12 protein-coding genes and 3 pseudogenes are annotated in these 13,367 nt (G+C 68.0%); 5 read left to right on the top strand and 10 right to left on the bottom strand.

The window, feature by feature from the left end:
• Both IE153_RS39175 and IE153_RS42170 read left to right on the top strand, forming a co-directional pair.
• A pseudogene (locus IE153_RS39175) lies at nucleotides 1–204 on the top strand (TetR family transcriptional regulator); the annotation flags it as partial.
• Nucleotides 205–217: 13 nt separating this feature from the next.
• A pseudogene (locus IE153_RS42170) lies at nucleotides 218–310 on the top strand (hypothetical protein); the annotation flags it as partial.
• A 306-nt stretch (nucleotides 311–616) separates the two neighbouring features.
• Here IE153_RS42170 and IE153_RS39165 read toward each other — a convergent pair.
• Nucleotides 617–3,100 carry a hypothetical protein gene (locus IE153_RS39165; RefSeq protein ID WP_189594442.1) on the bottom strand — a complete coding sequence of 828 codons (2,484 nt, stop codon included), beginning with the start codon at nucleotides 3,098–3,100 and terminating at the stop codon, nucleotides 617–619.
• A gap of 162 nt (nucleotides 3,101–3,262) precedes the next feature.
• On the opposite strand from IE153_RS39165, the gene IE153_RS42520 reads away from it, so the two are divergent.
• Together IE153_RS42520 and IE153_RS39160 are read left to right on the top strand one after the other, a co-directional pair.
• Entirely contained in the window at nucleotides 3,263–3,394 is a 132-nt protein-coding gene (locus tag IE153_RS42520; RefSeq protein WP_268251967.1) for a hypothetical protein, read from the top strand.
• A gap of 132 nt (nucleotides 3,395–3,526) precedes the next feature.
• Complete coding sequence (locus IE153_RS39160; RefSeq protein ID WP_189594488.1) at nucleotides 3,527–3,805, top strand: hypothetical protein; 279 nt, start codon at nucleotides 3,527–3,529, stop codon at nucleotides 3,803–3,805.
• A gap of 2 nt (nucleotides 3,806–3,807) precedes the next feature.
• On the opposite strand, the gene IE153_RS39155 is transcribed toward IE153_RS39160, so the two are convergent.
• The 9 genes from IE153_RS39155 to IE153_RS39115 form a co-directional block, all read right to left on the bottom strand.
• Nucleotides 3,808–4,014, bottom strand: a complete 207-nt coding sequence (locus IE153_RS39155; RefSeq protein WP_229829387.1) for a hypothetical protein — start codon at nucleotides 4,012–4,014, stop codon at nucleotides 3,808–3,810.
• Nucleotides 4,005–4,769 carry a TnsA-like heteromeric transposase endonuclease subunit gene (locus IE153_RS39150; RefSeq protein WP_308432241.1) on the bottom strand — a complete coding sequence of 255 codons (765 nt, stop codon included), beginning with the start codon at nucleotides 4,767–4,769 and terminating at the stop codon, nucleotides 4,005–4,007. Before IE153_RS39150 ends, IE153_RS39155 begins: the two co-directional genes overlap by 10 nt.
• Nucleotides 4,770–4,879: 110 nt before the next feature.
• Nucleotides 4,880–5,581, bottom strand: coding sequence for a hypothetical protein (locus IE153_RS39145; RefSeq protein WP_229829386.1), 702 nt, complete (start codon nucleotides 5,579–5,581; stop codon nucleotides 4,880–4,882).
• Nucleotides 5,582–5,638: 57 nt separating this feature from the next.
• Entirely contained in the window at nucleotides 5,639–6,643 is a 1,005-nt protein-coding gene (locus tag IE153_RS39140) for a hypothetical protein (RefSeq protein WP_189594441.1), read from the bottom strand.
• On the bottom strand, nucleotides 6,640–7,944 hold the full coding sequence (locus IE153_RS39135; protein WP_189594440.1) for a CHAT domain-containing protein: 1,305 nt from the start codon (nucleotides 7,942–7,944) through the stop codon (nucleotides 6,640–6,642). Before IE153_RS39135 ends, IE153_RS39140 begins: the two co-directional genes overlap by 4 nt.
• A gap of 2 nt (nucleotides 7,945–7,946) precedes the next feature.
• Nucleotides 7,947–9,809: a hypothetical protein gene (locus tag IE153_RS39130; RefSeq protein ID WP_189594439.1), complete on the bottom strand. Its 1,863-nt coding sequence runs from the start codon at nucleotides 9,807–9,809 to the stop codon at nucleotides 7,947–7,949.
• Nucleotides 9,810–10,275: 466 nt separating this feature from the next.
• Nucleotides 10,276–10,866, bottom strand: a complete 591-nt coding sequence (locus IE153_RS39125; RefSeq protein ID WP_189594438.1) for a lamin tail domain-containing protein — start codon at nucleotides 10,864–10,866, stop codon at nucleotides 10,276–10,278.
• Between the two features lie 630 nt (nucleotides 10,867–11,496).
• Nucleotides 11,497–11,667: a hypothetical protein gene (locus IE153_RS39120; RefSeq protein ID WP_031106884.1), complete on the bottom strand. Its 171-nt coding sequence runs from the start codon at nucleotides 11,665–11,667 to the stop codon at nucleotides 11,497–11,499.
• Between the two features lie 403 nt (nucleotides 11,668–12,070).
• Nucleotides 12,071–12,373, bottom strand: a complete 303-nt coding sequence (locus IE153_RS39115) for a hypothetical protein (RefSeq protein WP_189594437.1) — start codon at nucleotides 12,371–12,373, stop codon at nucleotides 12,071–12,073.
• Between the two features lie 585 nt (nucleotides 12,374–12,958).
• Here IE153_RS39115 and IE153_RS39110 point away from each other — a divergent pair.
• Nucleotides 12,959–13,367: pseudogene (locus tag IE153_RS39110) on the top strand (RHS repeat-associated core domain-containing protein); the annotation flags it as partial.

Raw genomic sequence — 13,367 nt, 5'->3', positions numbered from 1 at the left:
GCGGCCGAACTGTCACTGCGCGCGGTCGCCCGCCGCGCGTCCGTGTCCCCGGCCGCTCCCTACCGGCACTACGCGGACAAGGACGCGCTGCTGTCGGCCCTGGCGACACAGGGCTGCCGGGAACTGCGCGGCTGTCTCGCCGCGGCCGCCCCCGTCGCCGCGGCCCCGGACGAATTCGCCGCCCTGGCAGTCGCCTACGTACGCCCACAAGGCGCCGGTGGTCCACAAGTGGCTGCTCGCGCATCCCCGGTTCCATCTGCACTTCACCCCGACCTACTCGTCCTGGATCAACCAGGTCGAGCGATGGTTCGCCGAACTGCAGCGGCGATGCCTCGAACGCGGCGTGTTCTGCTCACTCGACGAGCTCAAGACCGCCCTCGAGGACTGGATCAAGACCTGGAACGAGCAGGCCAGGCCCTTCGAATGGACCAAGACCGCAGACCAGATCATCGACCGCATCTGCCGCTACTGCGACAGGATCTCCGGACCGGGACACTGCGTAGCGACCAGCAGAAGACGCCGTCGATCCGCTCGCAACCGCAGGTCGGCAGAGGGGTTTCAGGCATGTAGGCGATCTCTGGGCTCTGGTGATCTATTTTTCGGAGCCCGTGCTGGTTCAGTCCAAGTCGTCCCATGCCCACGAAGAGGCGGCACTCCCATCAGGCTCACGGCCGAACCGACACTGCTCCCGGTGTCTTCCGTGGTTGATGAACAGATCGATCCTTCCTGCCGGAGCACACCGGTCGGCCAGTGCGGTGACCTGCTCATGCGCCCCGGCCTTCCGCAGCGTGTCCAGCAGCCCGGCGACAGCGTGGGGGTCGTTGAGGGCGGCGTTCGCGGCGGGGTTGCGGGCCAGCAGTGCGGTGACCTGCTCGCGCCCCCCGGCCTTCCGCAGCGCGTCCAGCAGCCCGGCGACAGCGTTCGGGTTGTCGAGGGCGGCGTTCGCGGCGGCGTTGCGGGCCAGCAGTGCGGTGAGCTGCTCGTGCGCCCAGGCCTCCCGCAGCGCGTCCAGCAGCCCGGCGGCGATGTACGGGTCGTCAACGGCGGCGTGCGCGGCGGCCCGGTCGGCCAGCGCGGTGAGCTGTTCGTGCGCCCCGGCCTTCCGCAGCGCGTCCAGCAGCCTGGGGACGGTGTACAGGTCGAGGGCGGCGTGCTCTGCGGCTCGGTCGGCCAGCGCGGTGAGCTGTTCGTGCGCCCCCGCCTTCCGCAGCGCGTCCAGCAGCTCGGCGACGGTGTACGGGTGGTCGAGGGCGGCGTGCGCAGCGAGCCGGTCGGCCAGCGCGGTGATCTGTTCGTGCGCCCCCGCCTCCCGCAGCGCGTCCAGCAGCTCGGCGACGGTGTACGGGTGGTCGAGGGCGGCGTGCGCGGCGGGGTTGCGGGCCAGCAGTGCGGTGATCTGTTCGTGCGCCCCCGCCTCCCTCAGCGCGTCCAGCAGCCCGGCGACAGCGTGGGGGTTGTCGAGGGCGGCGTGCTCGGCGGCCCATCGGGCCGGGCGAGGGTCGGTGGGGTGGAGGGTGTGGAGGCGGTGGACGAGGGTGACCGCGGCGCGGGGGTTGCCGTGGGTGGTGGCGTGCTTGTGGAGTTGGGCGGCGTCGCGGTACAGGCCGCGGTTCCACGCGGCATCGCCGAGTGCGGTCAGGTCGGTGGGGTGGGCATGCTGGGCGGCCGCTCTCCAGAAGTCGATGGGCGGGATCTTTGAGACGCGGTGGTGGCGGCCGTGCTGGTCGAGGTAGTCGGCCAGCAGGTACTGCGCCCCCTGCGGCCTGGGGCCCAGCGGGTCGGCGGGAACGCCGCTCGCGGCTGACGCGCGGCGGGGACGCTGGTTGCGGGGGCCGTTGGTGGGGACGAGGGTGAGGATGCCAGGGATGCCGCTGCAGGGCGTGGTGACGTAGGCGAGGGCCTCGCTCAACCAGTCGTCGTCGAGGGCGAGGTCCTCGGCGTCGGTGAGGTAGCCGCGGGCGGCGTCGGCGAGCCAGTTGAGTGGGATATAGAGGCCGGCGCCCAGGCGGCGGGCGTCTATCGCGGCATGAATGAGGGCCAGGGTGGCGCCTCGAGCCGCGTTGTAGCGGTCCATCAGGTGGGGCACCCCGGCCAGATACTGGGTGACCCGCCCGCCCTGAGCATGCTGAGCGGCCTCCGCCAGCCGGGGATCGGCATCGGCATCGTTGGTGGCGTCGAGTGCGGCCAGGTCGTTCTCTGTGAACGCATCCGGCACATCGATCTTGTGCCCGGCGAGTAGTGCGCGGGCACCGGCATGCCGGTCGGGGGTGGAATGGGTACTCAGGGTGTCCCAGTGGTCGAGCCACAAGGTGCCCAGAACCAGGACGGGGGTCCGCAACGGGTCGTTCAGCAACTCCCGCAGGCCCGCAGCGACCTGCTCACCGAGAGGCTCCGGGGCGAGGTAGTGCTGGGCTTCGTTGAGCCATACCACCGTCTTCGGGGCGATGTCCGGCAGCGCGGCCAGGGCTGCCTCAGGGGCGGTGGGGCTGAGGGGATGCCACAACCGCCAGCCGTCCGGCAACGCTCTGACGGCCTCCCACAGGGCGCGGGTCTTGCCCGTGGACGATCCCCCGACCAGGACGGCGATCCCGCTGCACCCGGCTCCCGCCGCGTCGACCACTTCCCTCAAGCGCGCGTCGTGGTCCCGCGCGACATAGGCGGGCAGCATCCCGAACCGGCCGCGCGCACCGCCGCTGTCCAACGCCGGATGGATCCCCAGGCCTCTGTCCAGAACGAGCCGGATATCCCCGCGCAGCTCACTGATCGGGCGCCCCACCCCCCGCGCCATCCCAGCCTGCACCCACAGATCACGCACCCGCCCCGCCACATCCGGCACATTCCAAGCGGCCCGGTGGGCCAGCACCGTGGCCACGGCCACCACATCGGCCTGCTGCCCAGGCCGCTCACCGTCGGTGATGATGCGGCGGTTCCCGTTGATCTCATCCAGGCTGGGCGCGCCCGCTGCCAGGTACACCTCGTACAGCAGGTCCTTGAGCTCGCGCAGCGCCGGCGGCCATCCCACCCGCGCCCGCTTCAGCAACCGCGCCCGCTTCGAATTCTCCTCCGGGTCCGGCCGGCGGCCCCCGATGTCGCCACTCATCGCACCATCGTCCCCGAACCCGCGCTCCGTCACCGCGTGAACAGCGCTAATGCACGAGCTAGTTGAAGGCGCGTCGCAACTCAGGTCCGAGCTTTTCCAGGGCTCCATCGTGGATAGCAAGCCGGCCGGCTGCCCCATCCACTCGCTCCTGTGGAGGACTTCATGTCCCGCACGCGTCTAACCCGCCGTGAACGCCTCGCACTGGCCGGAGCAGCCCTGGTCGGAGCCGTCTCCGGCACCCTCCGCGCCATCACCACCTGGTTCCTGGAGTGGCTGCGCAGCCACCTAGCCTAAAGCCCACACCCCGACCACACGCACGTCGGGCCGGGCCCATGAGATCTAAGGGCCGGCCCGACGCACCACCCGCCTTGACCTACGCGAACATGCAGCACCCGCTTGACCTGCTAGAACACCTGACGACACGAGATAATTGCCGCCGACACCGACGACAGCGGCTGCGGCCGCGACCAGGTCGAAGCCACCCTCGACGGCGCCCCGCTGACCGTCGCCTTCAACGCACACCTGCTGCTCAAGACCCTCCAGCAGCTCGACGGGCCCGTCGTCCAGATGAACCTCACCGCCCCCACCAAACCCGTCCTCCTGCACGCCCCCGACCAGGCCGACACCTTCCGCGGCATCGTCATGCCGCTCCGCCTCCACAACGGCACCACCCAGCCCACCCCGTATACCGGCACACAGCACTGAGATCAGAAGAGGCCCGTGCACAGGCGACAGCCGAACGCCACCGGACCGGCCACCGCGCCACCGATCCGCCACAGCCCCACCGCATCGCCATCCTCGCCGCGCAGCTTGATGTCCCCTTCTTCCCAGGACGGCAACGCCCGTGCCAGCACGTCTTCCTCGACACCGCATAGGCCTGCCAGGAGCTGGCGTCCGGCTGCGTTCAGCAGCACCTCGGCGTCGGCCCGTGCAGTGGCGTGTTCAGGCCGGCCGTCAGCTGTCCGTGCCACAGAGCGTGAAAGACGCAGGGAAGGACTTCGATCGGGTCGCCGACCGCTTCGGTGCCCTCGATCAGCGGCCGCGTGAACACCTCGACGACCGCCGCCATCAGCCCCGGGCGGCCGGCGTTGCGAGGATGGCGGTATCCGGCCAGCCATTTGAGGTTGGCGGCCAGGACGTCGTCGAGCCGTGGGAGGCGCCGGTAGGTCCAGCCGATGTGCGCGCACGCCTGCGCCACCGCTTGGGCGGCTTTCACCGCCCGCTCGCCGCCCGCGTCAGGGTGGCTGGGGCAGTCGGCGAGCAGCGCGGTGCCGTCGGCACGGCGGGCGAAGAGCTGCGGGACCCAGGAACGCACCTGCCCGCGGGGATTACGCCACAGCAGCCGCACGGGCCGCCCCGCCAGGCCTGTCACGTCAGGGTCGCGGTCCAGGACCATCAGCTGGACACGCATCGCGTTCGACCCCGCGGCTACGTGCCGCCCGGTGGTCGCCGACCACCATAGGCCCGAACCCCAGCGCCGCCCCGGGACCACCGGGAACGCCGACACTGGCGGCAGTTCCTCGAACGCCACGGTCATGGCGGCGTCCGCCCACCGCTGCTGGACCGTCTGTCCCACCGGGTCGAGGAACAGCGCCTCGAACCCGCCACCGTGGTCCACGGCCGCTCGCCCTGCCCGGGTCCGGTGCCGGGCCGCTCCTGTGCTGGTCACCCGCGCCAGCCAAGCCGCTCCCGCCCGCCCGGACGGCCGTTTTCAGTGTTTCTGCCACGAACGAGTGCCGTATCAGCTAACAGCCGACCCGTCCCGCGGCGCATCGGCTGTCAGCTGCCGTCCTGCCTGCCCGCCGTCAGCATCTGGCTGAACACCTCAACGGGCATGTCCACCCACCGGGCCACCTCTACAAGCGGCACCCCGCCGTTCACCGCCGCCACCGCGGTCCGTTTCCAGGCGTTCTCGATCAGACCGGCACTGTGACCGAGCCCGCGCAGCAGCCGCCGGGCGACCTCGGCGGTCGGGCCGGTCTGCACCCCGCGCAGCTGCAGCAGCTGCTCCTCGGCGCTGGAGATAGCGCTGGTGATCAGTCTGCGCTGCTCGGTGGGCACCGCAGCCCGCCACATCCTCTCCGAGCCGGGCGCCTTCTTCTCCTTGCCCAGCACCCGCAGCTGGCCGGCCATGGTCGCGGCCTGGTGTTCCTGGCGCAACCACCAGGGGTCGTTGTCGTATCCGGGGGGTCCGCCGGCGCCGCGGCGGAGGCGGATGACGCTGCCCATCCAGGAGGTCATTGGGCCGCCGTAGTCGGTTGCGGCCAGCGGCCCCAGCCATGTGCGCCCGACCCGCAAACCGAGCCGGCGGCAGAACGTCCCGTCGGCGGGCAGCGCCCGCGGCCGCCCGGTACCACTGTCCATCCACACCAGCTGGGCCATGGCCGGATCCAGCAGCGCGTCGGCGACCGCCACCACCTCCGGGAAGACCCGCGTCCCGCCCCACAATCCGCCACCGCTCCAGATCCCCTCCGGCGTCACCCTGGCGGCGTTGCCACACCGCTTTTGTGCGTTCGTCCGGCGTGTGCGCACAGGTGGTCAGCGAGCGGCGTCGGCGAGGGACAGCAGGAGGTGTGCGGATTCGGGGTGGTAGAAGTCGGAGTGCGCCCCTCCTGCGATGTGCATCCCCTTCACGTAGAGGTGGCTGGCGTCGACGTTGATGAGACGCTTGTCGCGGGTGAACTTGTAGGCCGTTCCGATGTCCTGCAAAGGCATGCGCGCGATGTGTTCGGCGGGGGCGGTGGCACCGCGGTGACCGATGCCGTCCTGCTTTTCGCTGCGGCGGTGGTAGAAGCCCAGGGCTGTGTCGGAGGGCGAGTAGGTCATGACAACGGGCGCGTTCAGGACGCTCGGGGCGAGGACGCCGGCATACGGCGGGTGCGCGAAGGAGTCTGCGGGCAGAGCGGCCTGGAAAAGGGTCAGGCTGTCAAGGGTCCAGGGATACGAAGGGTCGGGCCAGTTCCAGGCGAGAGTGTTCGGACCTCCCTGGGCAAGGCGTGAAGTGGCTTCCAGGATGCCGTGGAGCAGGAAGCGGCTACCGAAGGAGTGACCGACGCAGTGGAGGTACTGGCCGTAGGCGCTGGCGAGTACATCGGGCCCTGACTCGGGCAGTTCACGGTGGGTGTTGAAATATCCCAGGACCGCGCCCAGGACGCGGGCCACCTGACCGGATTCCGACATCGCTTCGGTACGGTCGCGAACGGCGTAGTAGTCCAGCGGAAGCCTCTTGTCGGCAGACGGCCACCGCACGCCCACGTACTGCGGCCGGAAGCCGCGGATACGCGGGTAGGCGTGCGCTTGCTGCGCCCTCATGAGGTCCACCAGGCCGAACAGTCTGTGGGCCTTGTCCTCTGCATCTGTAGGGGAGGTCCGCCAGCCGTGGACGTGGAGGAAAATGTCCGTGGTGTCCTCGCGCAGCCGAAGGTGGGTCTCGAGGAACCCAGGGATCGCCTCACGAGGCACCACGGTGCGGCTCCCTGGGTAGAGAAGCTGTCCGTCGGCGTCCAGATCGATCAGATCGACATGGGTGGTGGACTCTGTCATGGGCTCGCTATCTCGGTTACCAGGCAGTTGTCGATTCCGCGGATCAGGGTGAAGACCAGCCCCAGCGGCGTGGCGTGCTGGACGATGAAGTCCTGCGCGAGCTGGCGGACCACGGCCGCTGCGCGTTCACCTTTGAAGAACTCCTCGAAGAACCGGCAGGTGAACCTGCTGCCGAAGGGGGTGTTGACTTCGATCTGAGGGCCGATGAGGCAGCCGACTCCTAAGTTGAACAGCGGGCGGGCAAGTCCCTCTTGGAGGTACATTCCGGCACGGCCGCCTTCACAAACCATCATGAAGCACAAGGGGTCGGCAAGACGAGTGGCTCGGTCGCTGGCCCAGTACTGGATGTCGTCTGCGTAGATGGGCTGGTCGTCGCTGAGAACGACCTTGGCCTGCTGGGTATCTCTGCGGCCGGGGCGCAGACCGGTGCCGTGTGCGCCGAAGACGACGACGTGCCGATCACAGTTCGGCTCGGTCAGAGCCTCGGCGGTCTTTGGTTTCGTCGGGTACTCACTGACTGCAGCGTGAGTTTCGACGATGCCGCGTACGGGACGCAGGGGGCACTGATCGGCCTCGTGTTCAGGCTTTTCCAGCCTCATGTCGAAATGGAGGCTGGCCTTGGGGCGGTCTGCTCCACTGTTGATGAATGGCGTGTAGTCCTTCACGTAGCCGAGGCAGTGCTCGATGAGGTGGGTGTAGCCGAGGAAGCCGGACCACTGGGCCGCCGTGTCGCTGTGCAGCACGCGAGCGTCGGGGTCGGGATGAACGTAGAGCAGACCCCAGGGAACGAACAGATCTTCGGACGTGACGGTGATGGTCTGCGGACCACTGCGCAGAGCGCGAGAGAGCGCCTGTTCCAGGCGCATGAGGCCGTCATCACGACCACGGAAGAGCAGCCGGTAGAGCGCCTCACCGGCTTGGGCCAGTTCTTTGACGACGGTGGCCAGAACCGCGTGAGCCTCGTTCGCTCCGAGAGTCTGGTCGGGAAGGTCGTCATAGGTGTACTGGCGTGGTGCGTGCTCGCGCTGTACGACATTCTTGAGCCAGCTGTCGTGCAGACGGGCCACGCTCTGGGATATCTCGTCGCGGCTGCACCGCATGATCCCGGTGAACTGTGAGTTGCCGTCATAGGGCATCGCCGAGCCGTAGGCGCTCACGCGGAAGGTTCCGTCATGTGCGTCGTCGAAGTTGAGGAATATGGAGCGCTCCTGGAGAACCTCAGGCAGTGAGCGCGGGAGTGTGGCCAGTTCGCTGTATGCGTCCTGCGCCAGCGTGTAGTCGAGGTCAACGTCAGGTCTCATGCTCAGCGGTCCGCACCGTCCCCTGCGGCAACCTTTAGTACACGTTCGACCCGCTGGATCATCGCGCCGTCTGCTTTGCGTACGACGTCGATGCGTAGGGTCACCGGGGTCGCGGATTGAGGGGTGATACCGAATTCCTCGGGCGGTGTTCCCTGGTCGTCGGTCAGGCGCGTATGGATGATGGACCGATCAACCGCCGCGGTGCCGGCCCCGATACGTAACGTGATATCCACGGGGAGTGTGCTGTCCTCCGGTGCGTTCCAGTCATCGTCCTGTGGCTGGTAGTTGAAGGTCACACGGAGCCGCCGTCCCACTCGCAGCGGCAGCGAGCCCTCCGTCACCCGTAATCGGGCGCGGTGCCGCCGGTGTGTCGGGCGCTGCAAAGGTGGAGCGTTGTCGGCGCGGGCAGAAGTCGCCGCCGGGACAGACGTCTCTTCCTGGGCTGCCGATGGAGGACGCACAGTGCGAGACGGCGTGGATGGTCTGCTCGCGGAGAAGTAGGTGTGCACCTCTCCTGCCCATGGGGGCGTGTCGTCCAGGAGAGGTTCGTCTCCCATGGTGGAGAGCATCTCGCTGGGATACGTCAGCAGGCTTTGTGCCGGGCTGTCACGCAGTTGGCGTGTGAAGTGCTCCAGAGGGCCGGAGTCGTCGAGGTAGTGGATGGCGGCGCCGGGGAAGTCGAAGAGCCAGTTGAAGCCGCCACGCGTGGTCGATTGCGGAGCCTGCTCGCAATGCCACCGCGCGAGGCTGCCTGCCTCGTCGTCACACTCCCAGGGCAGACCCTTTCGCGGGCGGGACTGGACAGCGATGTTCATCCATTCGATGAAGACTCTGCTGAACCCGGGACGCCGTTGTGAGTATGCGTTGTGCCGCGTGAGAGGCGTTGCCGGCGCCGTTGCACCCGGCGAGTACACGTCGAGCATGAGCACCACGCTCTCGGCATGTGCCTTCCTGAGATCATTCACCAGCGTGCTGGCCAGAACCGTCTCATGGTCGCCGAGAGTCAGCGCAAGGTCGAGATCACGTCCGGAACTCTCCACCGTGCCGTGGCAGGCGAGGTACACCAGGAGCATGTTCTGGCTGTGCTCGGCCATGCCCCTCACGGCGTTGGTGAGGCTCTCGCGCGTAGGCGGCGCGGTGAACAGAGACGTACTGCCAGGAGTGAATCCGCAGCGGCTGTCCAGCAGACTCCGGTAGATCTCGGCCGCGTCAGCCGCAGGCTCGTACGCGCAGAAATTCGGAGCTGCGGCAGAGCGCAGGGCACTGCCGGCCACAGCAAGGGCATACCGAGAAAACGCCGCGCGACTTTGCTGAGCACCGCGCCGGGCCATCAGGCTATCTGACCGCCTGTTCGTACGCAGGGTCACCACCGGGCGCTGGAAGCTTTGAGCGTTCCGGAGCATCGGACGCGGGTAGCCGTTGCTGCCCAACGATCTGGCAAGCAGCCGGTGCAGGTCAGGCAGAGCCAGCGTCTCGCCGGTCGCACGGGGCAGAGTGTCGAGGAGCGACGTCAGGTGCTGGATGAACACCGAAGGAGCTTGGCTGTTGACAGCGAAAGAGAAGGGAGAGGAATCGATTGACGAAAGGACGGCGATGCCGGCTTTGCCTAACCGCTCAACCTCCCGTCGCAGCGCACTGGAGTGCACGGAACTGCCTTCTGTCGCGTCGGGCGCCAGGCAGGCATCAAGGATCAGCAGGCGATCCCGGCTACGAGAGCGCGTCATAGCCTGCACAAGATCACGGGCAGTCAGCCAGTCGGTCGACGTGCGCCCGGGGCTTGGCGCCAGGGCCAGTTGCAGCGCCCCCTCCGCCGATAGTCGGCAATGCCCCGTCCAGAACACGAACAGGCCATCGCCATCAGACACACTGTCCTCGACCCGGCTGAGAAATTCCGCTGTGGTCCGGGGAAGGACTGTGTGGCACGTCCTTGGGTCCACCCCCCCAACCCGAGGATCAGTCAGCGCCCTCGCGAGGACCGAGGCGCTATTCCGGGTCCCCGGCGGCAGAAACGGAGGACCATCGGCCTGCCCTCCCTGTACCAGGAAGTGCTGCGTCACGTATGGCGCCACCGCGTCCCCCCCCTCGCCTCGACACGTCGCCTTTCAGCCTAGACGTAACTACCCGTAAACGGTGGTCGGTTATACGTCAACCGCGTCCATCCGAGGGCCAACCTCACATAGCGTCAGAGGTTACCCAGCGTAGGACGCTGGGCCAGGGCCTTCGGCGATGACGGGAACCGGCGCCCGCGCGTCGCTGACGCGGGCATAGCGCCCGCACCAGGAGGATCACCGCCTACGTCCCATTGTGCTGCACCCTCATCCAGCAAGACCACTAGGCAGTTTCGTTTGGATCAGCGGGCGGACCAGAGGAAGATGCCCGCGATGTGGAGTCCGGCCAGGTAGGCGGTGGCGGTCTTCTCATAGCGGGTGGCGATAAGCGGTGGTGGCGGCCGCCGTGGCGGTGGTTGCCCCAGGAGGCGTCGTCGATGAAGCGGCCGTGGTCGTTGCGGAGGGTGGCGGTGTCGGAGCGGTTGTCCCAGACGTAGTTGCGGCGGTCCTGGAAGAGGTCGGTGCGGGTGTCGCGGCCTTCACCGGTGTGGACGCGGACGGTGGAGCGGCCGTCCAGGCGGTAGTGGTGGAAGGTGAACTTGTGGCCGTCCTCGTCGCGCAGGGTCCAGCCGTCGAGGTTGACGGCGCGGCGGCCGGTGTTGGTGATCTCGACCCATTCGCGGTTCAGGGAGCGGTTGGAGCGGTCGTCGCGTCCGGGGGAGTCGTACTGGACGGCCGAGATCTGCACCTTCGGCCGCTCGGGGCGGGCGTGGTCGGCGGCGGCCGCGGGCAGCGTGACCACCGAGACCAGGGCGCCGGCGGCGAGTGCGGCGGCGGCGAGACGGCGGGCGGTGACAGAAGCGGAAGCGGACAAGAGTCCCCCTCGGGGTGCGGACACCTTTCCTCGAGGAGCCGGCTTGCGGGCTGCCCGAGGGAGTCGGTGTGGTGTGCGTCGGCGACCGGCTGGCCGCGCACACACTCTGTCCACGCCGTGGAGAAGTTGCGGGGAAACGCGACACTCTGTTACTAGTTGTCCACTTTTCCATGAATCTTGGATGCAACCGCCACGTATGTCACCTATGCGTGGTGTTGACGCGGTGACAGCCTGTCAGGCCTTGCGGGGGTTGGGGCGTGGCGTCTGTCCGCCATAGTTCGCCACCCCGCACTGGATCGGGCCGTCACCCGAAAGTGAGTAACAGCAGGCTGATTGCCGAGCCTTCGGGGTTGTGGTCTGGAGAAGCCCGCCTGAGGAATCAGGGCGGGGACCGCGGTGGCTGCCCGCTCCGGCTGTGAGGGGTGAAGCCGGCGGTGCGGGGTGTCGGGGTGTGGCTGGGGTCCGGTGGTTGGAGGTGCAGGTTCCGCTGCTTCACCGGGCCCCAGCTATGGGGCCTTGTGCCCGGGATAGTGGTGGATACGCGGTTTGCCTGGGAAGTTGTCCTGAGACCCAACAGGCTTGTGGGCCCCGGGTGTTCCCGGGGCCCACAAGCCGGCTGCTAAATCGCGGTCACCAGCGATACCAGCGGCCCTTGCGGCCGCCTGTGTCCGCACTGCGCAGCACGAAGCCCAGCAGCCAGACGACCAGCACGATGACGGCGATCCACCACAGTGCCTTCAGCGCGAAGCCCGCGCCGAAGAGGATCAGAGCCAGAAGCAGGACGAGAAGCAGGGGAACCATAGTTATCAACCTCCGCTGCTCCTCGTGCCCGGCGATTCGAAGAACACGCGGCCGATCTGCCTGGTTTCTTCACCGCTCTTGCGGGAACTGGGCTCAGTTTTGTCACCGGCGTTCACCTCACGGTCTGCGGGCGCCTGGCGCGTCCGCACCGCTTTCGCCGCGCAGCCGCCTGTCGGGCCCGCGGGGCCAGTCGCCTCGGCTGCATCGCCTGGTCGCGGTCATGAGCGTCAGTGAGGTGTCAGACGTCGACCTGGTTCGGCCGCGTCTTCCCCGTACGGCAACGGGGGTCGCACGGGGAAGACGCGGCCGCGAACTGTGTCGTCGGTGGCCCGGCGGAACGTACGGGGCCGAGCCGATGAGGGCTCGGTGTCGCGGTCGGCGCGCTCGTCATCGAGCTTGCCGGTCAGGCGGCCTTTTCCAGCTGTTCGGGGAAGTCGTCGTCACCGTCGGCTTGTTGAGCGGCCTTCTCGCGGGCGCGCAGGAGTGCCCAGAGCGGGATGGAGAGACCGGTGAGGTACCAGGGTGCGGGCCAGAGTGCGTTCCACCAGGTGGCCTGCGGTTCGAGAACCAATTCGGCGGCAGCGGTGGCCATCCCGGTGGCGAGGCTCCAGCACAGGAGCCGGCCGGTGTATTGGACGCCACCGGCAGGTCGGTCGGAGGTGCGGCGGGTGCGGCAAAAGGGCAGAACTCTGCCCGGTTCACTCATCGCGGGGGAGTCCTTCGCAGGGCGTGGGCAGCGGCGGAATATGCCGGACGGCGTAAGTGTGCATGGAGTGAAGCTGTGGCCACACCGGTCCTGTGTATCGGTCGCTTCCTCTGAGACAAGTCGTGACGGTGTGGTTTCGCGTTCAAGGGCTGGTAAGCGCTCACTGTGTCTATCCCTGCCAGGTCTGAACCTGGCCGAAAAGCGATCGCTGGCCGTGCGCGATGCGCCGATTGAGGCCTAGTCGAAGGATTTCGGTCAGTGTGACCCCGGAAATCGATAACGGAACAGACAATTCCCTCCTTTAGGGCTGGCGGGTTAATCGGATATGTCCACGTTCGCCCGGTGGAAGTGGTCGGGCTGATTCCGGCCCGCATGAGGCGGGTGTTGCAGGGCGCAGCCGGACGGTTTGTGTGCTTCTTGTGACAGCTTGTGTGGCTGAGGTGGCCGTGTGGGTCACCGGTTCTGACTGTCTGTCTGACTTCCTGTGGGGGGAAGCTGATGCATTTACGTGCTGGAAGTACGTCGTTTCGGCGTGCTCGGAGAACACACAGAACCGCTCTCGTCGCGGCGATCACCACGGCCGCCGTGGTGATCGCCGCAGCGCCCGGCCTGGCGGCTACATCGAAGCCTGAGCTGCCGGAGCCGGAGAGTCCGTGGACGAAACCGACCAAGGTAGAGGCTCCCGCGACGCCGGCCGGGTCGGTCAAAGCGCCAAATTCTCAGGCCGAGGCCGAGCCGTCCGCCGAAGTCGCGGCCTGGCGGGCGGCGCAGAAAGCTCGCGCCACCGGCGGGAAAACCAAGGGATCCGTGGCCCGCTCGGCGGCCGCTGCCGAGGCCACGCCCTTCACCCCGGAGGGGCAGGGCGAGGTGCCCTGGCACCGCATCATCGACACGCGCCTGAACGACGCGCTGGTGGCGCGGGTGAACCTCTCCAACGGCAACCTGATGCTCGCCGCGACGGACTTCGACATCGCCGGTGTCGGTCAGAAGCTGC

Origin of the sequence: Streptomyces massasporeus (assembly GCF_014648995.1) — a bacterium.
Lineage (GTDB): Bacteria > Actinomycetota > Actinomycetes > Streptomycetales > Streptomycetaceae > Streptomyces > Streptomyces massasporeus.
Note: the sequence above shows the minus strand (reverse complement) of the source record. Positions and strands in the feature narration are given on the sequence as shown.

Coding starts and splice junctions, on each gene's coding strand:
- IE153_RS39115 (WP_189594437.1), bottom strand. CDS start 12,373: ATGAGTGAACCGGGCAGAGTTCTGCCCTTTTGCCGCACCCGCCGCACC.
- IE153_RS39165 (WP_189594442.1), bottom strand. CDS start 3,100: ATGAGTGGCGACATCGGGGGCCGCCGGCCGGACCCGGAGGAGAATTCG.
- IE153_RS39120 (WP_031106884.1), bottom strand. CDS start 11,667: ATGGTTCCCCTGCTTCTCGTCCTGCTTCTGGCTCTGATCCTCTTCGGC.
- IE153_RS39140 (WP_189594441.1), bottom strand. CDS start 6,643: ATGACAGAGTCCACCACCCATGTCGATCTGATCGATCTGGACGCCGAC.
- IE153_RS42520 (WP_268251967.1), top strand. CDS start 3,263: ATGTCCCGCACGCGTCTAACCCGCCGTGAACGCCTCGCACTGGCCGGA.
- IE153_RS39135 (WP_189594440.1), bottom strand. CDS start 7,944: ATGAGACCTGACGTTGACCTCGACTACACGCTGGCGCAGGACGCATAC.